The sequence below is a fragment of the Tardiphaga sp. 285_C5_N1_2 genome (assembly GCF_052076065.1).
GTDB lineage: Bacteria > Pseudomonadota > Alphaproteobacteria > Rhizobiales > Xanthobacteraceae > Tardiphaga > Tardiphaga robiniae.
Genome location: NZ_CP197241.1, coordinates 5,035,373 through 5,060,659, shown reverse-complemented (window position 1 = coordinate 5,060,659; position 25,287 = coordinate 5,035,373). Strand labels below are relative to the sequence as shown.

General features: G+C 62.3%; 23 protein-coding genes. 18 read left to right on the top strand and 5 right to left on the bottom strand.

Going from position 1 to position 25,287, the window contains the following annotated elements:
• Positions 1 to 628 precede the first annotated feature (628 nt).
• From petA to AB7951_RS23945, 10 genes are all read left to right on the top strand, one after another.
• Positions 629 to 1,156, top strand: a complete 528-nt coding sequence (gene petA / locus AB7951_RS23990) for a ubiquinol-cytochrome c reductase iron-sulfur subunit (RefSeq protein ID WP_068733107.1) — start codon at positions 629 to 631, stop codon at positions 1,154 to 1,156.
• 59 nt (positions 1,157 to 1,215) lie between these two features.
• Positions 1,216 to 3,285: a cytochrome c1 gene (locus AB7951_RS23985; RefSeq protein WP_184513370.1), complete on the top strand. Its 2,070-nt coding sequence runs from the start codon at positions 1,216 to 1,218 to the stop codon at positions 3,283 to 3,285.
• Positions 3,286 to 3,454: 169 nt separating this feature from the next.
• The gene (locus tag AB7951_RS23980; RefSeq protein WP_184513372.1) at positions 3,455 to 4,384 is read left to right on the top strand and encodes a bile acid:sodium symporter family protein; all 930 of its coding nucleotides are present in this window, start codon (positions 3,455 to 3,457) and stop codon (positions 4,382 to 4,384) included.
• Positions 4,381 to 5,346 carry an SDR family oxidoreductase gene (locus AB7951_RS23975; protein ID WP_439062120.1) on the top strand — a complete coding sequence of 322 codons (966 nt, stop codon included), beginning with the start codon at positions 4,381 to 4,383 and terminating at the stop codon, positions 5,344 to 5,346. Before AB7951_RS23980 ends, AB7951_RS23975 begins: the two co-directional genes overlap by 4 nt.
• Positions 5,343 to 6,620: a flavin-containing monooxygenase gene (locus AB7951_RS23970; protein WP_439062121.1), complete on the top strand. Its 1,278-nt coding sequence runs from the start codon at positions 5,343 to 5,345 to the stop codon at positions 6,618 to 6,620. The genes AB7951_RS23975 and AB7951_RS23970 overlap by 4 nt, the downstream gene beginning before the upstream one ends.
• Positions 6,621 to 6,669: 49 nt before the next feature.
• Positions 6,670 to 7,344, top strand: a complete 675-nt coding sequence (locus AB7951_RS23965; protein ID WP_439062122.1) for a dienelactone hydrolase family protein — start codon at positions 6,670 to 6,672, stop codon at positions 7,342 to 7,344.
• Between the two features lie 159 nt (positions 7,345 to 7,503).
• Positions 7,504 to 7,845, top strand: coding sequence for a GNAT family N-acetyltransferase (locus tag AB7951_RS23960; protein ID WP_439062123.1), 342 nt, complete (start codon positions 7,504 to 7,506; stop codon positions 7,843 to 7,845).
• Between the two features lie 55 nt (positions 7,846 to 7,900).
• Positions 7,901 to 8,380 (top strand): GNAT family N-acetyltransferase, encoded by a 480-nt coding sequence (locus AB7951_RS23955; protein WP_439062124.1) that lies wholly within the window; start codon positions 7,901 to 7,903, stop codon positions 8,378 to 8,380.
• A gap of 207 nt (positions 8,381 to 8,587) precedes the next feature.
• Positions 8,588 to 10,750 carry an anthranilate synthase component I gene (locus AB7951_RS23950; RefSeq protein WP_439062125.1) on the top strand — a complete coding sequence of 721 codons (2,163 nt, stop codon included), beginning with the start codon at positions 8,588 to 8,590 and terminating at the stop codon, positions 10,748 to 10,750.
• 28 nt (positions 10,751 to 10,778) lie between these two features.
• Positions 10,779 to 11,324: an adenine phosphoribosyltransferase gene (locus AB7951_RS23945; protein ID WP_068733118.1), complete on the top strand. Its 546-nt coding sequence runs from the start codon at positions 10,779 to 10,781 to the stop codon at positions 11,322 to 11,324.
• Positions 11,325 to 11,331: 7 nt separating this feature from the next.
• On the opposite strand, the gene AB7951_RS23940 is transcribed toward AB7951_RS23945, so the two are convergent.
• Positions 11,332 to 12,000 carry a hypothetical protein gene (locus AB7951_RS23940; protein ID WP_439062126.1) on the bottom strand — a complete coding sequence of 223 codons (669 nt, stop codon included), beginning with the start codon at positions 11,998 to 12,000 and terminating at the stop codon, positions 11,332 to 11,334.
• A gap of 48 nt (positions 12,001 to 12,048) precedes the next feature.
• Positions 12,049 to 12,804: a hypothetical protein gene (locus AB7951_RS23935; protein ID WP_089262507.1), complete on the bottom strand. Its 756-nt coding sequence runs from the start codon at positions 12,802 to 12,804 to the stop codon at positions 12,049 to 12,051.
• Between the two features lie 307 nt (positions 12,805 to 13,111).
• Between AB7951_RS23935 and AB7951_RS23930 the strand changes: the two genes are divergently transcribed.
• The 4 genes from AB7951_RS23930 to AB7951_RS23915 are packed head-to-tail and all read left to right on the top strand — an operon-like array spanning position 13,112 to position 16,753.
• On the top strand, positions 13,112 to 13,591 hold the full coding sequence (locus AB7951_RS23930) for a MarR family winged helix-turn-helix transcriptional regulator (protein WP_439062127.1): 480 nt from the start codon (positions 13,112 to 13,114) through the stop codon (positions 13,589 to 13,591).
• Complete coding sequence (locus AB7951_RS23925) at positions 13,588 to 15,654, top strand: FUSC family protein (protein WP_439062128.1); 2,067 nt, start codon at positions 13,588 to 13,590, stop codon at positions 15,652 to 15,654. The genes AB7951_RS23930 and AB7951_RS23925 overlap by 4 nt, the downstream gene beginning before the upstream one ends.
• Positions 15,651 to 15,860, top strand: a complete 210-nt coding sequence (locus AB7951_RS23920; RefSeq protein WP_439062129.1) for a DUF1656 domain-containing protein — start codon at positions 15,651 to 15,653, stop codon at positions 15,858 to 15,860. The genes AB7951_RS23925 and AB7951_RS23920 overlap by 4 nt, the downstream gene beginning before the upstream one ends.
• The gene (locus AB7951_RS23915; RefSeq protein ID WP_439062130.1) at positions 15,857 to 16,753 is read left to right on the top strand and encodes an efflux RND transporter periplasmic adaptor subunit; all 897 of its coding nucleotides are present in this window, start codon (positions 15,857 to 15,859) and stop codon (positions 16,751 to 16,753) included. The genes AB7951_RS23920 and AB7951_RS23915 overlap by 4 nt, the downstream gene beginning before the upstream one ends.
• 4 nt (positions 16,754 to 16,757) lie before the next feature.
• On the opposite strand, the gene AB7951_RS23910 is transcribed toward AB7951_RS23915, so the two are convergent.
• Complete coding sequence (locus AB7951_RS23910; protein WP_439062131.1) at positions 16,758 to 17,789, bottom strand: helix-turn-helix transcriptional regulator; 1,032 nt, start codon at positions 17,787 to 17,789, stop codon at positions 16,758 to 16,760.
• A gap of 236 nt (positions 17,790 to 18,025) precedes the next feature.
• Between AB7951_RS23910 and AB7951_RS23905 the strand changes: the two genes are divergently transcribed.
• The 3 genes from AB7951_RS23905 to AB7951_RS23895 are packed head-to-tail and all read left to right on the top strand — an operon-like array spanning position 18,026 to position 21,898.
• On the top strand, positions 18,026 to 20,230 hold the full coding sequence (locus tag AB7951_RS23905) for a TonB-dependent receptor domain-containing protein (protein WP_120288378.1): 2,205 nt from the start codon (positions 18,026 to 18,028) through the stop codon (positions 20,228 to 20,230).
• A gap of 46 nt (positions 20,231 to 20,276) precedes the next feature.
• The gene (locus AB7951_RS23900; RefSeq protein WP_089262497.1) at positions 20,277 to 20,645 is read left to right on the top strand and encodes a hypothetical protein; all 369 of its coding nucleotides are present in this window, start codon (positions 20,277 to 20,279) and stop codon (positions 20,643 to 20,645) included.
• Positions 20,642 to 21,898, top strand: a complete 1,257-nt coding sequence (locus AB7951_RS23895) for an MFS transporter (protein WP_439062132.1) — start codon at positions 20,642 to 20,644, stop codon at positions 21,896 to 21,898. The genes AB7951_RS23900 and AB7951_RS23895 overlap by 4 nt, the downstream gene beginning before the upstream one ends.
• Here AB7951_RS23895 and AB7951_RS23890 read toward each other — a convergent pair.
• A complete protein-coding gene (locus AB7951_RS23890; protein ID WP_231078132.1) occupies positions 21,870 to 22,838 on the bottom strand; it encodes an ABC transporter substrate-binding protein in 969 nt (322 codons plus the stop codon). The genes AB7951_RS23895 and AB7951_RS23890 overlap by 29 nt on opposite strands.
• Before the next feature lie 387 nt (positions 22,839 to 23,225).
• On the opposite strand from AB7951_RS23890, the gene AB7951_RS23885 reads away from it, so the two are divergent.
• On the top strand, positions 23,226 to 24,326 hold the full coding sequence (locus tag AB7951_RS23885) for a glycosyltransferase family 4 protein (RefSeq protein ID WP_439062133.1): 1,101 nt from the start codon (positions 23,226 to 23,228) through the stop codon (positions 24,324 to 24,326).
• Here AB7951_RS23885 and AB7951_RS23880 read toward each other — a convergent pair.
• Positions 24,323 to 25,249: a LysR family transcriptional regulator gene (locus tag AB7951_RS23880; RefSeq protein WP_439062134.1), complete on the bottom strand. Its 927-nt coding sequence runs from the start codon at positions 25,247 to 25,249 to the stop codon at positions 24,323 to 24,325. The two genes, AB7951_RS23885 and AB7951_RS23880, sit on opposite strands and share 4 nt — an antisense overlap.
• Positions 25,250 to 25,287 lie beyond the last annotated feature (38 nt).

The following is a 25,287-nucleotide window of genomic DNA, read 5'->3' as shown; positions in this document are numbered from 1 at the left end:
GCAAAGACATAGAGTCCGAAGCGTGTGCAGCCGAGTTGCCGATTCGATGAAGTGGGATGTTGTCATGACGCTGCGATGCCCCAGTTAGGCCGGCTCTACCGTAAAATTTGGATGCTTTCGCTTTAGCGCAGGCGAAGAATGAGAACAGAATTAGGGATTTAGAACGTCTTCAAACGCGCTACTTGAGCGCGATTTGTTGCTGAAACGACGCAGAATTATTCACGATCATGAATTGTTGCTGTTTTTGCCTGACCGTCGCGCGAATCGTGGCGCGCGCGAGGTGTCCGGAAAATCGGCGGAGCGCGATCGACTGCGAATCGTGATCCCTTGTCCCGCCAAAAGCCTGATGGCCGTTTCCGATAGCCACGACGTGCCGAATTATCCGCCGCGCGGAAAGGCGTTGATTCTGTGGTGCATCGCATCTTGCTTCGCCGATCGTAGGCTTGCACTGCCGCACCAAGGGTGCCAATAGAACGATTCTGGACTGCGTGTTCTGCCTGTTAGGCAAGGACTAGTAGGCCTCTGCCGCCGTGGGGAGAATCGCGGGCGTCGGTTTTTTGCTTCAGGTCAACGTAAAGGCGTGACCGGGAGTGTCTAAGCCGGCTGCAGATAAGAAAGGGTTGGGATCGTGACGACAACGTCTTCGGCGGAACACACGCGCCGTGATTTCTTGTTCGTGGCCACTGGGGCAGTGGCTGCAGTGGGCGCCGCAGCCGCCGTCTGGCCGCTGATTTCTCAAATGAATCCAGATGCTTCGACCATCGCGGCGGGTGCGCCGATCGAGGTCGATCTGGCCCCCATCGCCGAGGGGCAGGACATCAAGGTGTTCTGGCGCGGCAAGCCGATCTACATCATGAACCGGACCAAGAAGCAGGTCGAAGAGGCGCGCGCCGTTCCGGTGTCGAGCCTGCCCGATCCGCAGACCGATCAGGCCCGCGTCAAGGAAGGCCACGACCAGTGGTTGGTCGTCATCGGCATCTGCACCCATCTGGGCTGCATCCCGATTGCTCACGAAGGCGCTTACGACGGCTTTTTCTGCCCCTGCCACGGCTCGGTCTACGACACTTCGGGTCGCATCCGTCAGGGTCCGGCGCCGCTCAACCTGCCGATCCCGCCTTACGCCTTCGTCTCTGACACCAAGATCAAGATCGGCTGAGCTGTCGGATCCCATCCGATCTCGCGCCGATAGTGTTTTTCTCTTCTCAGGATCGCATCATGAGCGGACCATCGACCTACCAGCCGACCAATCCCGCTTTGCAGTGGATTGAAAAGCGTCTGCCAATTATCGGCCTCGTCCATTCCTCCTTCGTTGCCTATCCGACACCGCGTAACCTGAATTACTGGTGGACGTTCGGCGGCATCCTGTCCTTCATGCTCGGCGTGCAGATCGTCACCGGCGTGATCTTGGCGATGCACTACACGCCGCATGTGGATATGGCGTTCAATTCGGTCGAGAGCATTGTCCGCGATGTGAATTACGGCTGGCTGTTGCGTTATTTGCACTCCAACGGCGCATCGATGTTCTTCATCGCCGTCTACATCCACATGCTGCGTGGCCTGTATTACGGGTCGTACAAGGCACCTCGCGAAATCCTCTGGATCCTCGGCGTGATCATCTACCTTCTGATGATGGCGACTGGTTTCATGGGCTACGTGCTGCCGTGGGGCCAGATGAGCTTCTGGGGCGCCACCGTCATCACCAACCTGTTCTCGGCGATTCCCTATGTGGGCGAGAGCATCGTGACCCTGCTGTGGGGCGGCTATTCGGTCGGCAATCCGACGCTGAACCGCTTCTTCTCGCTACATTACCTGCTGCCCTTCGTGATCGCCGGCGTCGTCGTGCTGCACGTCTGGGCGCTGCATGTCGCCGGTCAGAACAATCCGGCCGGCGTCGAGCCGAAGACCGAGAAGGATACCGTGCCGTTCACGCCCTACGCGACCATCAAGGATGGTTTCGGCATGGTCTGCTTCATGATCTTCTACGCCTGGTTCGTGTTCTACATCCCGAACTATCTCGGCGATCCCGATAACTACATCCCGGCCAATCCGGGTGTGACGCCCGCGCACATCGTGCCGGAATGGTACTACCTGCCGTTCTACGCCATCCTGCGTTCGATCCCGAGCAAGCTCGGCGGCGTCATCGCGATGTTCTCGGCGATCATCGTGCTGGCCTTCCTGCCCTGGCTCGATACCGCCAAGACCAAGTCGTCGAAGTATCGTCCGCTGGCCAAGCAGTTCTTCTGGATGTTCGTCGTGGTGGCGGTCCTGCTCGGTTGGCTCGGCGGCAAGCCCGCGGAAGGCATCTACATCATCGCCGGCCGTGTCCTGACCTTCTGCTACTTCGCCTACTTCCTGATCGTGCTGCCGATCCTCAGCCGTATCGAAACGCCGCGCGCAGTGCCGAACTCGATCGCTGACGATGTGCTGGCCAAATACGGCAAGAAGGCAGCCTCCGCGATCGTCGCACTGGTCCTCGCCGGTGGCCTGATGGCCGGCGGTACGCAGAGCGCCAAGGCTGCCGACGAGCATGGCGGCCCGACGCCGCCGTCTCTGAGCTGGTCGTTTGCCGGCCCGTTCGGCAAGTTTGACCGCGGTGCCCTGCAGCGCGGTTACAAGGTCTACAAGGAAGTCTGCTCGACCTGTCACTCGATGAGCCTGATCCACTTCCGCAACCTCGCGGACGCGGGCGGCCCGGGCTTCTCTGCGGCTCAGGCGCTGGCAGTGGCATCCGAGATCAAGGTGCAGGACGGTCCGAACGATGCCGGCGACATGTTTGAGCGTCCCGGTCGTCTCGCGGATCCATTCCCCAAGCCGTTCCCGAACGAGAACGCGGCGCGCGCGGCCAATGGCGGCGCCTATCCGCCGGACTTGTCGCTGATGGCCAAGGCCCGCAACTACGACCGCGGCTTCCCGCAATTCGTGTTCGACTTCTTCACCCAGTTCCAGGAGAAGGGCCCGAACTATATCGACGCGCTGCTGCAGGGCTATGTCGATCCGGCGCCGAAGGATTTCGCGCTGCCGCCGGGCGCGTATTACAACAAGTACTTCCCCGGCCACGCCATCAAGATGCCGAAGCCGATCTCCGACGATCAGGTGACCTACGATGACGGCACCCCGCAGAAGGTCGAGAACTATGCCAAGGACGTTTCGACCTTCCTGATGTGGACTGCAGAGCCGCATCTCGAGGCCCGCAAGCGTATTGGCTTGCAGGTGATGGTGTTTCTGATCATCTTCGCGTTCCTGATGTATTTCACGAAGAAGAAGGTCTGGGCGAACGCTCACTGAGCGTCGCAAACATTCTTTCAAAAGGGCCCCCGATGGGGCCCTTTTTCGTTTTCAGCCTGTGCGCACCCCGACCATGGATTCTCGGGGAGCCGTTGACTAAGCTTCGCGCAAAGGCGGGAGACGCGGGCTCGGTGAGCGTCACGGATATCCACGCTCATCGGGGGGATGGATGGCGGGCGCGGCGATCGACGATATTCTGCTGAACATCAGTCCGGGTGGCCAGATGGCGCTCGGCATCGTGCTGGCGCTGATCATGTATGGCGTCGCGCTCGATCTTCGCGTCGCCGATTTCGTCGATGTGTTCCGACGTCCGGCGGCGCCGCTCGCGGGGCTCGCCGCGCAACTGATCCTCCTGCCGGCGGTCACATGGGCGATCACCATGGTGTTGAAGCCGCAGCCTTCTATCGCGCTTGGCATGATGGTGGTGGCGGCCTGTCCTGGTGGCAACATCTCCAACCTCATCACTCATATGGCGCGCGGCAACACCGCGCTGTCGGTGTCGATGACCGGCATCTCCAGCCTGCTTGCGTCCGTTACGACGCCGCTGAACATCCTGTTCTGGGCCGGGCTCAATCCGCAAACCGCCGCACTGCTGCGCCAGGTGAGCGTCGATCCCGTCTCGTTCATCGGATCGACCGTGCTGCTGCTCGGCGTGCCGATGGTTGCCGGTTTGCTCACGGTGCGTCATCTGCCGGTGTTGGCAGACCGTCTGCGCCGGCCGCTGCAGATCCTGTCTTTTGTTTTTCTGATCGGCTTTATTCTTGCGGCAACGATCACCAACTGGCGCTACATCTCGGTGTTCTCGACATCCGTATTGCCGTTCGTGGTGCTGCATAACGCCATCGCGGTGGCGCTCGGCTGGGGCGTCGCGAAAATCCTCGGGCTCAGCGACTACGACACCCGCGCGCTGACCATCGAAGTCAGCATGCATAATTCCGGTCTGGGGCTGGCGCTGATCCTCACGCAATTCGACGGGCTTGGCGGGGCTGCGCTGGTCGCCGCTGGCTGGGGAGTCTGGCACCTCGTCTCCGGCTGGGCGCTGGCGGCCTGGTGGAAACGGCGCGATCCACATCCGGCACGCATTGAAGGTGCTGCATGAGCGACGCGATGGCGAATAGTGGGGTGCTGATCACCGGCGCTGCTGGCTTCATCGGCAGCGCGCTGTTGCGCGAGCTGGCGCGCGGTGACGGGCCGGTGACAGCGCTCGATCTGCGCGAGGTGCCGCCGCAACAGCGTCTCGACGGCATTGCCTACGAGCATGGCGACATCCGAGATCCCGCCTTGAAGGATGTCATCGCCCGCGTGAAGCCACGCACCGTTGTGCATCTCGCCTCGGTCGTTGCCGTCGGAGGCGACGACCGGCGCGACTACGAGATCGACGTGCTGGGCACCCGCAATGTGCTGGAAGCCTGTCTCGCAGCTGGTGTTGGCCACCTCATCGTCAGCTCGAGCGGCGCGGCCTATGGCTATCACGCCGACAATCCCGTGCCGCTGCGCGAGACCGATCCCCTGCGCGGCAACGAGGATTTCCCGTATGCGCGCAACAAGCGCGAGGTCGAGGAGATGCTGGCGCGCTGGCGTAGCGATCATCCGCAATTGCGGCAGACCGTGTTTCGTCCCTGCACGGTGCTGGGGCCGACCACGAACAACCAGATCACCGCATTGTTCGAACGTTCTGTCGTGACTGGTCTGAGCGGCACCGCAACGCCGTTCTCGCTGATCGCCGATTCCGATGTGGTCGCGGCGCTGGCGCAGGCTGTTCGCACCGGCAAGGGCGGCATTTATAATCTCGCTGGCGATGGTACACTAAGCCTGCGCGAGATTGCTCGGTTGAACGGCAAGCCGTTCGTTCCGATTCCGCCCGCGATGATGAAGGGCGCGCTATGGTTGGTCCATGCGCTCGGGCTGACCAAACTGACGCCGCAGAATGTCAAATTCATCCAGTATCGTCCGGTGCTCGACAACACCCGGCTCAAATCCGAATTCGGATATTCGCCCAAGCTTGATGCGCGGGCCGTGTTCGAACGCTATCGCGACGAGCGCCCGGAGCCGATGTCATGACCTTCCTTGTCATCGGCGCCGGTCCCGCAGGTCTTGCCGCAATCCAGAGCCTGAAGGCCGCTGGCCATGCTGTGGAAGCCGTCGAGCAGAACGCCGATGTCGGCGGGCAGTGGCTGTATGGCGCGGCGCCGAGTGCGGTCTATGCCTCGACGCATCTGATCTCGTCGAAGCGCACCACGGCCTTTGCGGATTTCCCGATGCCGGAGGACTGGCCCGCCTATCCGGGCCATCGCCGGGTGCTGGATTATCTGCAGAGCTATGCCCGGCATTTCGATCTCTACCCGCTGATCCGCTTCAACACCGGCCTGCGCAGCCTGACGCGGCAGGAAAGTGGATGGCACGCTGCTCTCAGCGACGGCACGTCGGCAGACTATGCCGGCGTCATCATCGCCAATGGCCATCTCAGCGATCCCCTGATCCCCAAAACGTCAGGCACCTTTGATGGCCCACTGATGCACGCCAAGGATTACAAAACCGCGGACATCTTCGCCGGCCAGCGCGTGCTCGTGGTGGGCATGGGCAATACCGGCTGCGACATTGTCGTCGATGCGGTCCATCGCGCGGATAAAGTGTTGTGGAGCGTGCGCGGCGGCAATCATTTCGTGCCGAAGTTTCTCGCCGGAAAACCGGCCGACGAAGGCAATCACAAGCCGAAGCGCTTCATCATTCCGAAGAACCTGCGCTCAAAGCTGCACGAGCCGATCCTGCGCTTCATCGTCGGCGCGCCGGAGCGTTTCGGTCTGCCCAAGCCGCAGCATCGGCTTTATGACCGCACACCGATCGTCAATTCGCTGGTGCTGCAGCATCTCGGCCAGGGCGATGTCAGCTTGCGCAAGCCGGTCCGCGAATTCAACGGCAAGTCGGTCGTGTTTGCCGATGGCCGCTGCGACGAGGTCGATCTGGTGCTGCTCGCGACCGGCTATCGGATCACGTTTCCGTTTCTCGGCGATCTCCGTGCACTCGATTGGCAGGACGCGATCGGTGCGCCCAGGCTGTTCATGAACATGTTTCCGTCGGAGGATAACGGCCTGTATGTGGCCGGGCTGCTGGAAGGCGCGGGCGTGGGCTGGGAAGGGCGTGCATTGCAGGCCCGCGTGATTGCGGCCTATCTCGCGGCCAAGGCCGCGCGGCCGGATGCGGCAGCAGCGCTGCGGCAGGAGATCACGCAATGGTTCGCGCAACCGTCACGGCGGGACGGCGGCGAACACGGACTGTTTGTCGATTTTCTCACCTACAAGCGAGACCTGCAGCGCGCGCTGGCCCGGTTGAGTTGACACGTGAGGGGTCTATAAGTTGCCCCGAACCATTCCAGCGGAGGACATCATGGGAACATCGATCAGCTTCAAGCGCCCCGACGGCAAGGAAGCCAAGGGCTATCTCGCCAATGCCCAGGCCGGCAACGCCCCGGGCGTCGTCGTCATCCAGGAATGGTGGGGTCTTCAAGAGCAGATCAAGGGCCTGGCCGACCGTCTTGCGCTGGCCGGCTTCGATGCGCTGGCGCCTGATCTCTATAACGGCGTGGTCGTGCCCTATCACGACACGGACGCTGCCGGCAAAGAGATGAACTCGCTCGATTTCATGGATGCTACCACCCAGACCGTGCGCGGCGCTGCACAGTACCTGTCGCGCAACGGCGCCAAGGTCGGCCTTACCGGCTTCTGCCTCGGCGGCGCGGTGACCATCATCGGTTCGTGCAAGATCCCCGAATTGAAGGCCGCCGTGGCGTTCTATGGCATTCCGCCGGAGCAGGCCGCCAAGCCCGCCGATGTGCAGGTACCGCTGCAGGGCCATTTCGCCAATCGCGACGACTGGTGCACGCCTGCGGTGGTCGATGCGTTCGAGAGCGGCCTGAAGGCTGCCGGCAAGTCCGCCGAATTCTTCCGCTATGATGCCGACCACGCTTTCGTCAACGAACAACGCGTCAGCGTACATGACCGTGAAGCCGCCGAACTCGCCTGGGGCCGCGCGACCGCGTTCTTCAAGAAGCACTTGGGCTGAGGTCCTACGATCGGATGCTGATCCGCAGAGCGCGCCCCGATGAAGCGGCCGAGATATGCGATGTCTTGCGCCGCTCCATCGCCGAGCTCTGCGGCGCCGATCATCATGACGATCCGGCGATCCTGAGACGTTGGCTCGCCAATTAAGACTCCTAAAATAGTGGAGGGCTGGATCGCCCATCCGGACAATTTCGTTCTCGTTGCGGTCGAGGAAGAAACAGTGCTCGCCGTCGGCATCGTCAGACACGATGGCGAGATTACGTGCAACTACGTCTCGCCGGATGCCCGGTTCCGCGGCGTCAGCAAGGCGATGCTGGCACAGCTTGAGGTGACCGCACGGGACCATGGGAACGATGTCTGCCATCTGATCAGTACCGAGACAGCCCATCGCCTGTATCTGTCTGCCGGCTATGAAGACTGCGGAGTGCCACAGGGAAAATTCGGCACGACGTCATCCTTTCCCATGCTGAAGCGGCTCACCGGTGAATCTCACACATCGTGACGCATAGCCGCGTGGCAGCTTGATGCGACAGGCCCGACCCTGTAGGTCGAGGCCAATGACATCCGACTACACCATTTCCGATTTGCGCCAGCAGGCCGACTTCTTCGACATCGTCGCCGATCGGATCTGGCAGGCGTGGTGGAAGCGCCATGGCGTGCCTGAGGCCTATATCGTCGAGCGGCTGCGCGAGAATATGCAGGGGACCGATCTGCCGATCGCGCTGGTGGCCCATCGTGGGCCAGACTTTCTCGGAACGGCGTCGCTGCTGGTGTCCGATCTCGACGAGCGCCCGCAATATACGCCCTGGGTCGCGGCGGTCTGGACCGAGCCCGATGCCCGCAAACAGGGCATCGCCCCGGCGCTGATCGAGCGGGCCTGCCTGGAGGCCTTCTCCCGGGGGCATGCCCGGGTCTATCTCTGCGCTGCCCCGCCCCGTCGGGCCTGGTACGAGAGCATTGGCTGGACCCCGATCGAGGACGGCGTCGGGGCGCTCAAACTGACGGTATTCGTCCGGGAGCGGCTGGGGGCCGTCTAGTCCCTTGACCTTGGGGCCCGGCCATGGTGATTTGCCGGCCATGAGCACCCCTGTCCGCAACAGCCGTCGTTGGTGGCGCACCTCCTGAAGAGGTGGTCGGTGCGATTTGCTTATTTTCAATCGTCGAAGGCCGCCATCGCAGTGCGACGGCCTTTGCTTGTTTGTTCTGTGTGGCGCCCCCTCCGGCATGTTTCCTAAGAGGACACCATGAACAGGACTGTGTTTTCGCTCCCCGCTGACAGCGCCTACAAGACCCGCGCGGGTCTCACCGTGGCGCGCCATGTTGATTATTTCACCGGCGGCACCGCGCTGGACGATCTGATCGTCCGGCTCGACCAGCGCCGCGGCGTGGTGCTGTCGTCGGGTACCACGGTGCCCGGTCGCTATGAGAGCTTCGATCTCGGTTTCGCTGATCCGCCGCTGCTGCTGGAAACCACCGGGACGGATTTCACGCTGACGGCGCTGAACAAGCGTGGCCAGGTGTTGATCGCCTTCCTCGCCGACACGCTGCAGGATCCCTGTATCGCGCTCGACGGGCGGACGATGTCGAAGCTCAAGGGCCACATCATCCGCGGCGAGGCGCCGGTCGAGGAAGACCAGCGCACCCGCCGCGCCAGCGTGATGTCGCTGGTGCGCGACATGGTCGCGCAATTGTTCTCCTCAGACGATTCCATGCTCGGGCTCTATGGCGCCTTCGCCTATGACCTCGTGTTCCAGATGGAAGACCTGAAGCAGAAGCGCACGCGCGAGGCCGACCAGCGCGACATCGTGCTGTATCTGCCCGACACGCTGCTGGCCTATGACCGCGCCACCGGCCGCGGCGTGCTGATGTCCTATGATTTCACCTGGAAGGATCGCACGACCGAAGGCCTGCCGCGTGATACGCCGGACAGCGGCTACAACAAGGCGCCGCGCCAGGGCTTTGCCGATCACGCCCCCGGCGAATATCAGAAGACGGTCGAGAACGCCCGCGCCGCCTTTGCGCGCGGTGACCTGTTCGAGGCGGTGCCCGGGCAATTATTTGCCGAACCTTGCGAACGCTCGCCGGCCGAGGTTTTCCAGCGCCTCTGCGTGATCAATCCGTCGCCTTACGGCGCACTGATGAATCTCGGCGACGGCGAATTTCTCGTCGCTGCCTCGCCCGAGATGTTCGTGCGCTCCGACGGTCGCCGCGTCGAGACCTGTCCGATCTCCGGCACCATCGCGCGTGGCGTCGATGCCATCGGCGATGCCGAACAGATCCGGCAGTTGCTGAATTCGGAGAAAGACGAGTTCGAACTCAACATGTGCACCGACGTCGATCGTAACGACAAGGCGCGCGTCTGCGTGCCCGGCACGATCAAGGTGCTGGCGCGTCGGCAGATCGAGACCTACTCAAAACTGTTCCACACCGTCGATCATGTGGAAGGCATGCTGCGTCCCGGATTTGACGCGCTCGATGCGTTCCTGACCCACGCCTGGGCGGTGACGGTGACTGGCGCGCCGAAGCTCTGGGCGATGCAGTTCGTCGAGGACAATGAGCGCTCGTCGCGACGTTGGTATGCCGGCGCCATCGGCGCCGTGTCATTCGATGGCGGCATCAATACCGGCATTACCATCCGTACGATTCGCATGAAGGACGGCCTCGCCGAAGTGCGCGTCGGCGCGACGCTGCTGTTCGATTCGGATCCTGTGGCCGAAGAGAAGGAATGCCAGACCAAGGCCGCAGCCCTGTTCCAGGCGCTGCGCGGCGATCCGCCGAAGCGGCTGTCGGCCTTCGCGCCGGATGCAACCGGTTCGGGCAAGAAGGTCTTGCTGATCGATCATGATGACAGTTTCGTGCATATGCTGGCGGATTACTTCCGTCAGGTCGGCGCCACCGTCAGCGTGGTTCGTCATGTCCATGCACAGACCGTCCTGAACCGCGAGAGTTTCGATCTGCTGGTGCTGTCGCCCGGCCCCGGCCGTCCAGCGGATTTCAGCATTGGCAAAACGCTGGATACCGCGCTCGAAAAGAAGCTGCCGGTGTTCGGTGTCTGTCTTGGCGTGCAGGCAATCGGCGAATATTTCGGCGGCGTGCTGGGCCAGCTCGCGCAGCCGGCGCATGGCCGGCCGTCGCGCGTGCAGGTGCGGGGTGGAAAGTTGATGAACGGTCTGCCCAATGAAATCGTCATCGGCCGCTATCATTCGCTGTTCGTCGAGCAGGACAGCATGCCCGATGTACTCACCGTGACGGCCTCGACCGAGGACGGTGTCGCCATGGCCATCGAACACAAGACGCTGCCGGTCGGCGGCGTGCAATTTCATCCGGAATCGCTGATGTCGCTTGGCGGCGAGGTCGGCTTACGTATCGTCGAAAACGCATTTCGGTTGGGGCAACGCCCCAACTGATGTCCATCTGAAGAACCGAAAGACCCCGATGACACCCGAACTCGCGCACGATCTCAAAGCCTCCGTCCGCACCATTGTGGATTATCCGAAGCCGGGTATCCTGTTTCGCGACATCACCACATTGCTGGGTGATGCACGCTCGTTCCGCCGCGCGGTGGATGAGCTGGTGCAGCCCTGGGCGGGGCTGAAGATCGACAAGGTCGCCGGCATGGAAGCGCGCGGCTTCATCATCGGCGGCGCCGTGGCGCATCAGTTGTCGGCCGGTTTCGTGCCGATCCGCAAGAAGGGCAAGCTCCCGCACACGACCGTGCGGATCGCTTACTCTCTCGAATACGGCATCGACGAGATGGAAGTGCATGCCGACGCCATCAAGCCCGGCGAACGCGTGATCCTGGTGGATGATCTGATCGCCACCGGCGGCACCGCCGAAGGCGCGGTGAAGCTGATGCGCCAGATCGGTGCTGAGGTGATGGCCGCCTGTTTCATCATCGACCTGCCGGATCTCGGCGGCGCGGCCAAGCTGCGGGCGATGAATGTGCCGGTGCGGACGTTGATGACGTTCGACGGGCATTGATTGCCCGTCACGACCCCTGCAGCAGCAGCCCCAGCTCGATCTCCCGAAAGCTGAAATAATTCTTCCTGATCCACTGATGCAGCTCGGTGGATGAATCCTGCTCCGAACGCAAATAGCCGGTGAAGGAGAAATTCAGCCGGTCGATATAGGTCTTGAGGAACACTGGCAGCGCCGCGATGCGCAGCAGGCGGCCCTGCGCCAGCGCCACCGGGATTTCGCCGCGCAGCACGTGTTCGTTGTCGATCACATAAAGCGAATTGCGGGTGAACTGCTGCTGCAGCATCTCGTAGCCGCGCAATGAGGCGCGGTCGCTGTCGCCCATGAAGAACACGATGGGCGCCACGCCGCGGCGTGCGGCTTCCTTGGCGAAACCGATCTCGCCGGTCATTTTGAAGAATTCGTCGAAGGCGAAATAGCCGAGGTCGATCACCTTGGCGACGTCGTCATTGATGATGAGCCGGTCCATCAGCGACATCTTGCCGAACGTGTCATTGACGTCGGCGGTCTCGGTCAGTTTCGGCAGGAAATCCAGCAGCGACGGTTCTTTCAGGCTGACATCGAAGGCGGTGACGTCGCCGCGCTGCAGCTTCAGGAATTCGCACAACAGGCGCGCGACGAGGGTCTTGCCGACCATCGGTCGCGTCGAGCAGATGATATAAACGGGCGTGCGTCGCATCGGCGCAATATCAGGCGAATCCGACGCCGCTCCAATCGTTAAATGGACTTACTTCTCGCCGGGGCTGCGGGCGCCGGGCTTGTCGTGGACGATGTCGGTCAGCTTGATGCGGTCGAATTCGCTCCAGACATTGGCCAGCCAGTGCCGGACATAGCCGCGCAGCACAAACGAATAATTCGCGGTCTCGTCATGCGGTCCCTTGTTGGCGACGAATTTCAGGAACGGCACGCTGGAGACCTCGACCTGCTCATAGGCCATTTCGTTCAGCTTCGGGATGGTGATCTCGGTGGCGCCCTTGATGCGGTGGAAATAGGAGTTGTAGGTCGCCTGGTCCCATTCGAAGAAGCTGGTGTTGTTGATGAAGTTCTTCACCAGGAAATACTTCGCGCCGTCCATGAAGCCGGCGGTCTCGGCGATCTCGTCCAGGGAGGCGATCGACGGGCCGAGTATATGGAAAACGGCAAAGGTAATCTGGCCGGACTTGGCGGCATCGAGGAAGCCGATGTCACGCAGATCGGCCAGCGCCCGGGACAGCAGGCCTGCGCGGACGTCGATCACGGTCACCGAAGGCGACGCGCTGTTGAGCGTATCGAAGATCTTCATCTGGTCGGACGTGGTCGTCATGTCGACGATTTCGGTGATGTCCGAATGGAACCGCTTCAGCGTGCCGCGCGGCGCTTCGGTGTCAAAAGCGCGCGTCGGAACGTTGTTGGCGCTGAAATAGTCCAGAACCGTCCGCGAAACCGTGGTCTTGCCGACCCCACCCTTGTCCGCGCCGACGACAATCACTGCTGGCTTCGCCATGGAATTCCTTTGCCGCTTTCAACTGGAGCATCCGCGCGATGGAGATTCGCGCGCCGGAGAACACTACCCGATGCCTGCTTTGGGCGCGAACATGGCAGAAACAAGGGGGATTTCAATCGCTGAAAGATATGGCCCACGGAAATCATTGGGAAATTCTCAATATTTGGCTGCCGGCGTTGTTTCCCGCATTACGGCTACCCTACCTGGCTTGCAGGTGCCGGGGTCCCCGGCGGCGCTCACCACACCGTGATTGATGCGACGCACAAAATAGATTGCAGCCTAATCGATAGGGTCCTATCTAATTTCCATGCCCCACTCCCAAGCGCATATCCAGGCCGAACTGGGTCTGCTGGTTGCGCGACTGGCACGGGTCTGGCGCCGCAAGGCTGACCAGACCCTGTCGGCGCATGGCCTGTCCGAAGCCACGGCCCATCCGCTGCTGATCCTGTCGCGGCCCGGACGGGAGAATGTGCGTCAGGGCGTGCTCGCTGACGAAATGGGGCTTGAGGGCCCGTCGGTGGTCCGGCTGATCGACCTGCTGGCCGCCGAAGGGCTGGTCGAGCGCCGCGAGGACCCGACCGACCGCCGCGCCAAGGTTTTGCACCTGACCCCGCTTGGCGAAGCCAAGGCCGAAGAGATCAGGCGTGTCATGCGCCGGCTGCGCGGTGACCTGATGAAGGGCATCGCGCCCGATGAACTCGCTATCGCCTTCGATGTGCTCGGACGGATCGAGCTATCGGCCAATCGCCTGTATGAGGCCGCCGAGGAGGCGGAGGCGCTGCCATGACCTCCGCTGCTGCCCAACCGCCGTTTCTCGTCCGCCACGCCGACATCATGTTCTCCGTGAAAACCTTCATCGCCGGCATGATGGCTTTGCTGATCGGCTTTGCGATGGATCTGCCGCGGCCCTACTGGGCGCTGGCCACGGTCTATATCGCCTCGCAGCCGCTGGCCGGCGCTACGCGTTCGAAAGCGCTGTTTCGCGTCATCGGCACACTGGTTGGGGCTTCGGCCAGCGTGGTACTGGTCCCGAACCTCGTCAACTCGCCAGAACTGCTCAGCCTCGCCATCGCGCTGTGGGTCGGTCTCTGTCTTTATGTGTCGCTGCTCGACAGGACGCCGCGCGGTTATATGTTCATGCTGGCAGGCTACACCTGTGCGCTGATCAGCTTTCCCTCGGTCAACGACCCCGCCGCGATCTTCGATACGGCCGTGGCGCGCAGCGAGGAAATCATCGTCGGCATTCTCTGCGCGACGCTGGTATCCACGATCCTGTTGCCGCGCAGCGTCGGTCCGGCGGTTGCAATGCGGGTCGATAGCTGGCTCGCCGGCGCGCGCAGACTGACGCAGGACGTGCTGGCTGGTCGCAGCACCGATCCGGCGACCCGCGATCTGCGCCTCAAGCTCGCCGCCGATGCCGTCGATATCGATACGCTCGCCGATCATCTGGCCTATGACCGGCTCGGCGGCCGCGAGACCTCGCGCTGGATGCGTGCCTTGCGCACCCGCATGCTGACATTCCTGCCGCTGCTGTCATCCATGGGCGATCGCATCGACGCGCTGGGCGAAGACGCGCGGACGACCTCACCGCAATTGATGGCGCTGATCGACGACGTCTCCGCTTGGATTGCTGACAACAGCACCGACCGTGAACCCGCCGAGCGGCTGTGCAGCATGATCGCCGCGCAGCAGCCGAAGCTGAGCGCGTCGTCGTCATGGACCGAGATCATGATCGCGAGCCTGCTGATGCGGATGCGCGAGCTCGTCGATATCTCAGCGGATTGCCGGGTCCTCAATCAGGCGATTGCCGAGGGCGGCCGTCCGCCGGGCGCGAAACTCGCCTTTCAGGCTGAAGCCGGTGTGGCCCCGGTGCGGCATGTCGATCACGGCATGGCGCTATGGTCCGCAGCAGGCGTATTCGTGACCATCCTCGTCTGCTGCGCGTTCTGGATCGCCACCGGCTGGACCGATGGCGCGACAGCACCGACCATGGCGGCTGTCGGCTGCTCGTTCTTCGCCAGCATGGATGATCCCGCGGTGGGGTTGCGCGGCTTTGCCAAATGGACGCTGGCCGCGATGGTGATCATCGCGCTCTATCTGTTCGCGATCCTGCCGGCCATCACCGATGTCGAAGTGCTGGTCGCCGTGCTGGCGCCGCCGTTCCTGCTGTTTGGCTATCTCATCGCGCGCCCCGCCACCTTCTTCATCGGCATGCTGCTGGCGGCGAATACCGCGACGCTGATGGCGTTGCAGACGACTTACAATGCCGACTTCGCAAGTTTCGCCAATTCCAGCGTGGCTTTCTTCGTCGGTACTGAACTGTCGGTCATCTCGATCCAGTTGATCCGCTCAGTCGGCTCCGAATGGAGTGTGAAGCGGCTGATGCGGCGCGGCTGGATCGCCATCGCGCAGGCTGCCGAACAGCGCGGCAATCGTGACCGCGCGGCCTTTGCCGGGCTGATGCTGAACCGCATCGGCCTTCTGGCGCCACGGCTGACGGCGCTGAAGGATTCGCCGCTGCGTGCTGTCGACAACCTGCGCGAATTGCGCGTCGGGCTGAATATCGTCGATCTGCGCCGGGCGCGTCATCATCTGTCGTCACCGACGCTCAATGCGATGGACACGATGCTAGACGAACTGGCCGCGAGCTTCCGCAACTACAAAGGCGGTGCGATGCCGGAACCACTGCTGGCGAAAGTCGATCACGCGCTGTCGGAAGCCATGGGCGAACGCGGGGCAGGGCGCGAGGATGCGCTGATCGGGCTCGTTGGCATTCGCCGTGGTCTGTTCCCGACGGCACCCGCCTATCTGCCCGAATCGGGGCTTTGTGCCGGGAGTGTGGCTGCATGAGATATGAAATCGATCTGTTCGGTGTGCTGTTGCCATCGCTGATGCTGTGGCTGGTCATCACTTACGCCATCGGCGCACTGCTGCGCCCGTTGATAGAGCGCTCCGGCCTCTATCGCTATGTCTGGCACCGCGCGCTGTTCGATCTTGCTCTGTATGTCTGCCTGCTGGGTGGCGTGGTCTATTTAGCCTCCGGATTGCTGTCATGAAAAATGCTGTGAGTTTCGTTCGCCGTTTCGCCGTCACCGCGCTGGCCGTCGTCGCCGCGCTCGCCGTCGGGCACTATCTCTGGGTCTATTACATGGATGCCCCATGGACCCGCGACGGCCGCGTCCGCGCTGACGTGGTGACCGTGGCGCCGGATGTGTCCGGTTTCGTCACCGAGATCTTGGTGCGTGACAATCAGAAGGTGACGCGCGGCGATGTCATCATGCGGATTGACCGCGCGCGTTTCGCGCTGGCGCTGCAGCAGGCCGAAGCCGTCGTCGCCGGCCGTACGGCCAGCCTTGAGCAGGCCGATCTCGATCTGAAGCGCTATAAGGATCTGACGACGGCCGCCGTCTCGCAGCAGAAGCAGGAGCAGGTGCTTGCAACGCAGCTGCTGGCCAAGGCGTCGCTGGATCAGGCCATTGCTGATCGGGCCGTGGCGCAGCTCAATCTCGATCGCAGCGAGGTTCACGCGCCCGTCTCGGGCGTGATCTCCAACATGGACCTGCGCCCCGGCACCTATGTCACTGCCGGCAAGGGCGTGATGGCATTGGTCGATACGTCGAGCCTGCATGTCGACGGCTATTTCGAGGAGACCAAGCTGTCGCGGATCCACGTCGGCGATCCCGTCCACATTCACTTGATGGGTGATGCCGCCAAGCTCACCGGCCATGTGGAGAGCGTTGCCGCCGGCATCGAGGACCGCGACCGCGCAGAGGGTAGCAACCTGCTCGCCAATGTGACCCCGACCTTCAGTTGGGTCCGTCTCGCCCAGCGCGTGCCGGTGCGCATCGCGCTCGACGCTGTTCCGGCAGGTGCGACGCTGGTCGCGGGCCGCACGGCGACGGTGGAGATTTTGCCGGGCAACGGGACGACGGTTGCGAAGGTGAACTGACGCTTCAGGCGTCCGTATCCGGCATCGTATCCAGCAGCATCGTCTCAAATCGCGCACGGATCTCGCGGGGCGTGGCGCCGAAGCGCTTTTTGAAGGTGCGGTTGAAATAAGACAGGTCGCCGAAGCCGACCTCGAAAGCGATGGTGCTGACGGCGCGATCCCCGCGGTTGCCATCGCGCAGCATATGGAAGGCGCGCTCGAGCCGACGCTCCAGCAGATAATCCGAAAACGTCCGCCCTTCGGCCTCGAACAATTTCTGGAAATAACGTGCGGTGACGCCATGCGTCGTCGCAAGCCGTTCCAGCGACAGCGTCGGCTGGCTGAGGCTGGCCTCGATATCGGCCTTGAGGGACAAGAGACTGATGGTTGGCCGGTCCGGCCGCAATGCTGCGCGTCGCTCCGGCGCATCGGCCTCATCGATCATGGTGGCGACGAGGCCGTTCATATAGTCGATGGCAAGGCCTGTCAGCGCCGCCGAATTCATCGGCAGCAAGCCGCGCATTACGGCAGCGGCGTAATGGCCAAGCGCGATCAGCCCGCCATTGTCGTGGGCTATGTGGCGCATGCCGGCATGGCCATTGCTGGGGAGCAGCAGGCAATCGACGCGGCTCACATCATTCATGATGAAGGTGGTAGCGCGGCCGGGATCGAGAATGATCGCCTCGCGCGGCATGCATGTCTGGCGCTGGCCATCCTGCTGGACGATCACCACGCCGTCGGACGGCCGCAGCACCAGGATATCCTGCGGCGAGTTATCGGTCGTCTCGTCGTCGGGCATGGTCCAAAGTGGTGCGGGATCGAAACACGACATCAGTCCGAGATGCGGCTGCATCCGCAGGATCGCCTTTGACTGGAACGGCGCCGCGCGAAACGATCCCAGCGAATTGCGCTGCACGGTCTTCCACGGCAGGCGGCTCTCAAGCGGCTTGCGCAGGGTGTCATCGATATCGTCGGCAACCAGCCAGAGCGGGACGAGAGGGCAATCGGGAGCGGCATCGACGCAGGATGGAGACCGCGACTGATGCGCGTTTGCCACAGCATCGAATCCAAACCGCTTCGTTCGCTCCAGTCCGACTATCAATTCACCGAGTCCAAGTCATGCAATGGGCTGTGCCGTATCGCTGTGACGATAGACGGAATGCACAGGCGTAAGAAGAGTAAAGCCGCGGCTGGAATTTACATTGATTCCAAACTGCTGCGGCCACGGTCGAATTGACCGGCTCGACCTCTCCAGTGCTTCGTCGCCACGAACATACGGAAGATTCCGAGCTCATGCGTTACAGCCAGTTCCTTCTCATCCCCGCCGTCGGGCTCATGTCGTCGCAGGCCGTTGCGCAGCAGAGCGCGGGCGTCACGCTCGACGAGATCACGGTAACGGCCGCGCGTGCCCAGCGCTCGATTTCGGATATTCCGCAGACCGTGCAGGTGGTCGATCAGAAGGAGATAGAAGAGCAGCTCAAGCAGAGCGGCAGCGCATCGGCGCTGCTGGCCAAATTGCTGCCGGGCTTCTCGGTCTCGAACCAGACCATCTCCGGTGCTTCCGAAAGCTATCGCGGCCGCGACCTTCTGGTGCTGATGGACGGCGTGCCGCTGACGACGCCGCTCCGCGACGTCTCGCGTGTGCTGTCGCTGATCGATCTGAATTCCGTCGAGCGTATCGAACTGGTCGCTGGTGCATCGAGTCTTTATGGCGCCGGCGCGACGGGCGGTACGGTGAATTTCGTCACCAAGAAAGCGCAGCCGGGCGGTCCGCGCGTCAGCGTCAACACGGCGCTGCGCACCTTCACCGCCGATCCCGGCGGTTCGCTGGCGCCAGAAATGTCGGCGACGGTCAGTGGCAAGGGTACGAATGGCATCGACTATGTATTCGTCGGCAGCGGCCGCGGCGCGCAGAAGACCTATGACGGCGCGGGCCGCGAGCTGCCATCGGACGCCATGCTCGGGCAGGGAGGTGGTGATCGTCTCGCCAGCGGCAATTTCCTGGGCAAGATCGGTTACGATTTCGATGGCGGCAAGCGCATCGAAGCCTCGATCAGCCAGTTCTATCTCGACCAGACGCCGAAATACCTCACCGACTATTCCGGCGCTTATGCGAAGCCGGATTTCACCAAGCCCTATACCGGGCAGAGCGTGCTGGAAGATTCGCGCTCGTTCCAATTGCGCTACAGCGATACCGACTTCGTGCTCGGTAATCTCAGCGTGGTCGGCTTCTACAATGACATCAAGAAGCGCTTCAACTATTCGGAGTTCTCCTATCCCTATAACTCGCTGGTCTATTATTCCGGCAATCCGCTGAGCCCGACCAGCCCGGCCAACCAGACCACGCTGTATTCCGAGCGCGGCGGGGTCAATCTGACGATCGATACGCCGCTCGACCGCATCTGGAACGGCGCCAAGGTGACCTGGGGTACGGACGTCGTCCATGACAAGACATGGCAGACACTGACCGATGGCCGCGATGTGTTCACGCCGTTGACCCAGGTGACGACCGCCGGATTTGCATTGGTACAAGTCTCGATCACCGATCGGCTGACCGCGCGGGGCGGCGTTCGCTACGAGCATTTCGATCTCAGCGTCGACGATTTCCTGCGTCCGGCCGCCTATGCCGCGATCTCGCCCGTGACGCGCTTCGTTCTGCCGGCGCTCAATGTTATCGGCGGCCAGTACGAATATGCCTCGCCGACCTACAATCTCGGCGCGACCTTCAAGCTCAACAACAAGATCGATCTGTTCGGCGGTTTCTCGCAGGGCTATGCGCTGCCCGATGTTGGCGCCTATACGCGCCGCGCCGGCCTGTCATCCACCGCCTTTGCCTGTCCGGTAGCGACGCCGAACTGCCTGCCGCTGGCACGCCAGACCATCTCTTTCAGCTCGATCGCGCCGGAAGCCCAGATCGTCAATAACTACGAAATCGGCATCCGCGGCGGCGACGGCCCCTACAAGGGCAGCATCACCGGTTTCGTCAGCACGTCCGAGAAGGGCGTGACCTTCGATCCAGTCACCAACCTGATCTCGCAGCAGAAGGAAATGATCTACGGCGTCGAATATATCGGCGAGATGGCGATCAACCGGAATTTCACGCTGGGTACCACGATCGGCTACAAGGAAGGCCGCTACGACACCAACAAGGACGGTGTGCTCGACTCGTGGCTGCCCAACAACCGGATCGGCAGTCCGGTGCGTGGTCTGATCTTCGGCGACTATCGCTTCGACAACGGCATCAAGCTGCGCGTCGAGGGCGAGGGCTATGCCGCTCGCAATCGCGGCATCAACCTGACCAATACGGTCTATCCCATCGAGGGTGGTTTCACGATGAATGCTGCGCTGAGCGGGCCGGTCTATGGCGGTGAGGCCTATGCAGCGGTTAACAACCTGTTCGATACGGAGCTGCAGAATCCGACCGCGACGTCAGTGCGCAACCTGCCCGTTTATTCCTGGGGCCGCACCGTGACGGTCGGCTATCGCAAGACGTTCTAAGACCAAACCTTCCAAGGCCACTTCCCAGGGAGTTCTAATTGCCATCATGGTGGATCTGGAGATTGATGGGAGCCTGCTGACGCTACGGTTCCTGCCGCCTTACGCGGAGTCGGACGAGCGCGATTATCTGGCCGCGCTGGCCCGAGTCGGCGAGCATGATGCGCCATTCGAACTTCTGACCGTGTTCGGGGGCGGCGGGAAACTGTCCGTCGCCGGCGAGCGGGAGCAGGCGCTGTGGTTCAAGGCGACGCGCGGCCATATCTCCGCGCGCTGCCGTGCTGTGGCGATTGTACGCCCCGGCGCCAACAAGAAGATGGAAGAGACGTTTCGGAAGCTCTGGCCGATGCCGCTGGTGGCGCTCGAGGACGAGATCGCCGCGCGCGCCTTTCTCGCCGAACATCGCGGCCTCGCATGAGCACCGCAGAGCTTAACGCATCTGCGCCGGTCGCCGTCATGGGACGCAAGCGTCTGTTCGTCGTGCTTGGCGGGCTGTATCTGGCACAGGCGATCCCGTCTTATCTGTTCGCCGCCGCCCTGCCGCCGATCATGCGCGAAGCCGGCGTCTCGCGCAGCGAGATCGGATATCTCAGCCTCTGGTTTCTGCCGTTGCTGCTGAAGTTCTTCTGGGCGCCGGTGGTGGATCGCATCCGCCCGTTCGCGCGCGCACATCGCGCCGGCTGGGTGATCGTGACCCAAACCGGGGTCATCATCAGCCTGCTGTGTTTGATCCCGCTCGGCGCAACCAATATCTGGGGCATCATCACGGTGGGCCTGTTCGGCTCACTGCTGATCTCGACCCAGGACATCGCCACCGACGGCTATGCTGCGAAATATCTCGCGCCCGAGGATCGCGCCATCGGCAACGCCATCCAGGGCGGCTCGGTCGCGTTCGGTGTCGTGATCGGCGGCACGCTCGGGCTGGTGCTGTATGCGCAGATCGGTTGGACCGGTATGCTGCTGACCATCGCCGGCTTCTCGTTGATTCCGCTCTTTGCCGCTTTCGCCATGCGCGAGGACGAAGCCGGGCAGATCGATCCGTCGAAGCCGCGGCCTTCCGTGATGGCCTTCCTGCGCCGCCGCGAGGTGCGCAACATTCTCTGGATCGCACTGATCTACCGGATGAGCGAGGGCCTCGTGAAGGCGATGGAGGGCAGCTATCTCGTCGATGCCGGCGTGCCGCTCAAACAGATCGGTTATCTTTCCGGCGGCGCCGCGACGACGGCGGGCCTCGCGGGTGCCGCTGGCGCAGCATGGCTGTTGCAACGCTGCGGCACCTGCTGGACGCTGGGTCTGCTGGGCATTCTCCGCACGATCTGTTTTGCGCTGTTCACGGCGCATGCGCTGGGCGTGGTGACCGGCATCTGGCCGATTTTCGGCGCGGCCGGATTCCAGACCTTGATCCGCTATATGGAGATCGTCGCGCTCTACAGCCTGTTCATGGCGGCGGCATCGAAGGATCAGCCGGGCACCGACTTCACGATTCTCGCCTGCGCCCAGCTGATCATCTACTTCATCGGCTCGATGCTATCGGGCCGCATTGCCGACCTGCTCGGCTATGGGACGCTGTTCAGCGTCGCCACAGTGTTGTCGCTGATCGCGGCGATTGCAACGATGCGCATTCTCGCCGCGCAGCCGTCGGCTAGTTCGATGCCGGCGCAGCCTGCGTGAAGCTGCGATCGACGGCCTTGCTGACATCGACCTGCTTCGACAGGATTCCGTAGCGCGTGGCGCGATCCGAGGCTTCCTGGAACTCCTTCACCACGCCATCGTCGATGGCGATCGGCCGTGTGTCCTGCGCCTTGTAGGCGCGCGCCAGCACGTCTTCCGGCAGCTTGGTCAGCTCGGCGGTGTTTTTAGCATATTCATTGACATGCTCGCGCGACCAGTTGCGGGCCTTGTTAAGCCGCTGCAACAGGTCGGCGACGGCCTCGCGCTTGGTGGCAATTGCCTGTTCGGAAGCGACGATAAAGGTCAGGGTCGGGGTCAGGCCCGTGCCATCGGCAACCACCCGCGCATTGTCTTTCAGCACGGCGTAGGAGATGTAGGGTTCCCATACGGCCCAGCCGTCGATCGAACCGGCGAGAAGTGCAATCTTGGCATCGACGGGACCGAGCGGCGCGAAAGTTGCGTCGCTGGTCTTGTAACCGGCTTTCTCCAGCGTCGCCTCAATCAGGAACTGGCCCCAGCCGCCGCGTGTGCCTGCGAGGCGCTTGCCCTTGAGGTCGGCAGCGGTCTTGATCGGTGAATCGTTGCGCACCAGGATCGCCTGTGTGTCCGCATTGGAGCGTGTGCCGCCTATCGCCTTGATCGGTGCGCCGTTGGCATAGACTGTAAGGAACGAGAGGTCGCCGGTGTAACCGACATCGAGTGCGCCGGCATTGATGGCTTCGAGAATCGGCGCTGCCGCAGGGAATTCCGACCACTGGATCTTGTAAGGCAAGTCCTTCGCCAAGCCGGAGATCTCCAGCAGCGAGCGGTTGCCACCCTTCTGGTCGCCGACGCGCAGCGTGATCTGGTCCGCCGCGAAAGCGGAGGTGGCGAGCGTTGCGCTGAAGGCTGTGGCGATGAGCGTTGATAGCAAACGGCGTGTAGGGGAGGCGGTGGTCATGGTCACTTTCTCTGATGCAATGGCGAGCATCAAAGCTACGTCCGACACGGATTCAGTCAATGAAATGGCTGACTGAATATCATCGAGCGAAAGCAACGAATGTAGCGCTGCTGGAAATGGCGTGGAAGTTTTGCACTTTCAGAAAATCTGATGTGTTTTGGCCCACCGTCAACCTGCGTGCGTATTCCCGCCCAACTCTGCCGCCTTTCCGCCAGAATTCCCTTCCGCGGCGCATTTGGTGCGCCGCAGAATAGCCACGAGCGTCAGCCGAAATAGGGAATGGATTACTCCGAACAGACAAAAACCCTGGCGCTATTTCGCAATCGGGCCGTTTGGAGCGCGACGGATTTGGAAGTCGCCCGGCATTCGGGCCGGGAGCATTTCAAAGTGGGTTGTGTGCTTCAATTGATTTCGTCGCTGACCGTGGGCGGGTCTGAGCGGCTGCTGATCAATTTCGCTGCCAGTTGCACGCCGGGAGAGGACATTCCGCAGGTTTTCGTCGTCATTAACGACTTTTTCCATCCCGATCTTGCTGCCGAGCTCTCCGCGACAGGTCATCCGGTCTACTTCCTCAAGCGTCCACCTGGGAACCGCAATCCACGTGTCATTCTAAGTTTACTCAACATCATCCGCCGTCACGATATTCGCATCATCCATGCGCATGACAGCGGCGCCAAGCACTTCGCCATGTTAAGTAAATTGTATCGTCCGATGAGTGTCGGCTACACGATTCACAATACCGGCCTCGTCAACGGGTGGGACCGCGTGAAGCTTCGGCTGCATCAGCGCTTCGTCGATTGGAACATCGCGATCTCTGCTGCGGTCGAGCGTGAATGTGAAGCTGTCAAACTGAAGCGCCTGTTCAAGGTGCATAACGGCATCCCGCTCGCGACATTCGATAGAGTGGCGCGGCAACGTCGCTTCGGCTCGCCGCTGCGGCTGATCAACGTGGCCCGCATCTATCCCAAGCAGAAGGGGCAGGACATCCTGATCAAGGCGGTCAGTCTCTGCGCGGCACGCGGGCTCGACATTCGCTGCGATTTTGTCGGCAGCCCGCCATCGGGCGACGAGTCGACCCTCCTGAGTTTGAAGGCACAGGCGATCGCCGAAAATGTCGCCGATCGTATTCGCTTTCTGTGTGGGCGCACCGATGTGTGCCGTCCGCTGGACGAGGCCGATATTTTCGTCCTGCCATCGCGTTTCGAAGGTTTCGGACTGGTGCTGCTCGAAGCCATGGCGGTCGGCCTGCCTGTCATCGCCGCGGATGTCGATGGCCCGGCCGAACTGCTGGTAGATGGCTCGAACGGTATCAAATTTAAGGTCGGATCCGCCGAGGATCTCGCCGACAAGATCGCGGCGCTTGCGGCGCAGCCTGAGCTTGCCGCGAAGATCGCAAGGACGGCGAAGGATTTCGTCACCGAATTCGATATTGCAAATATGCGCGACCAGTATTTCGGCATCTACGGGCAGATGATGAAGGCGAGCTAGCCGGATGTCTTGCGTGGGCGTTTGCCGGTAGCGGCGAGTTTGTCAGCAAGAAATTCCAGCAGCACTTCGACACGGGCTGGGCGGGGACCGCCCGGCGGCGTGACGAGGTAGACACCGCTCGACGATTGCGACCAGTCCTGCAACACGGCCTCCAGCGCGCCGCTCGCCAATGCATCGCCGACGATGAAATCCGGCAGGTCGCTGATCCCCAATCCCGCGATCAGCGCAGGCAGCAGCGCCTCGCCATTGTTGACGCGGAGCGGCCCGGCCGGCCGAACGCTGGCCTGTTCGCCGGCCGCATTGGTGAAGTGCCAGACGCCGGGGGTCGAGAGATAGGTGTAGCCAAAGCATTTGTGGTCGGCGAGGTGCATGGGGTGCGTCGGCCGGCCGTATTTCGCGAAATAGGACGGCGCCGCCACGATGTGGCGCTTCACCGGGCAGAGCCGCCGCGCGATCAGCGATGAGTCCGGCAGCGTGGCGATGCGGATCGCGGCGTCGAAACCTTCGCCGATCAGGTCGACGGTGGCGTCGCTGAGGCTGAGGTCAATGGAGACTTCCGGATATTTGGCGAGGAACTCCGGCAGCAGATGCGCCACCGTATTGGTGCCGTAGGTCATCGGCACGGCCAGCCGTACCAGCCCGCGCGGTGTCGCCGACTGCGCCAGCGCCTCGTTCTCGAGCGCTTCGCCGTCCGCCAGCAATTGCGCGGCCTTCACCGCCAGCGTCTTGCCGGAGTCGGTCAGCGCCAGCCGCCGTGAGGTCCGGTTGAACAGCCGCGCGCCCAGGCGATCCTCGAGCCGACCGACTGCCTTGGAGACGGTGGCCTTGGACAGGGTTAGCTCGGTCGCCGCCGCCGCAAAGGACCGCAGTTCGACCACCTTGGCGAAAATCGCCAGCGCCTCGAAGTCGGGAAGTTTGGGCATCTCAAAATCCGAAACGATGAGTTTCCATCATTTCTATT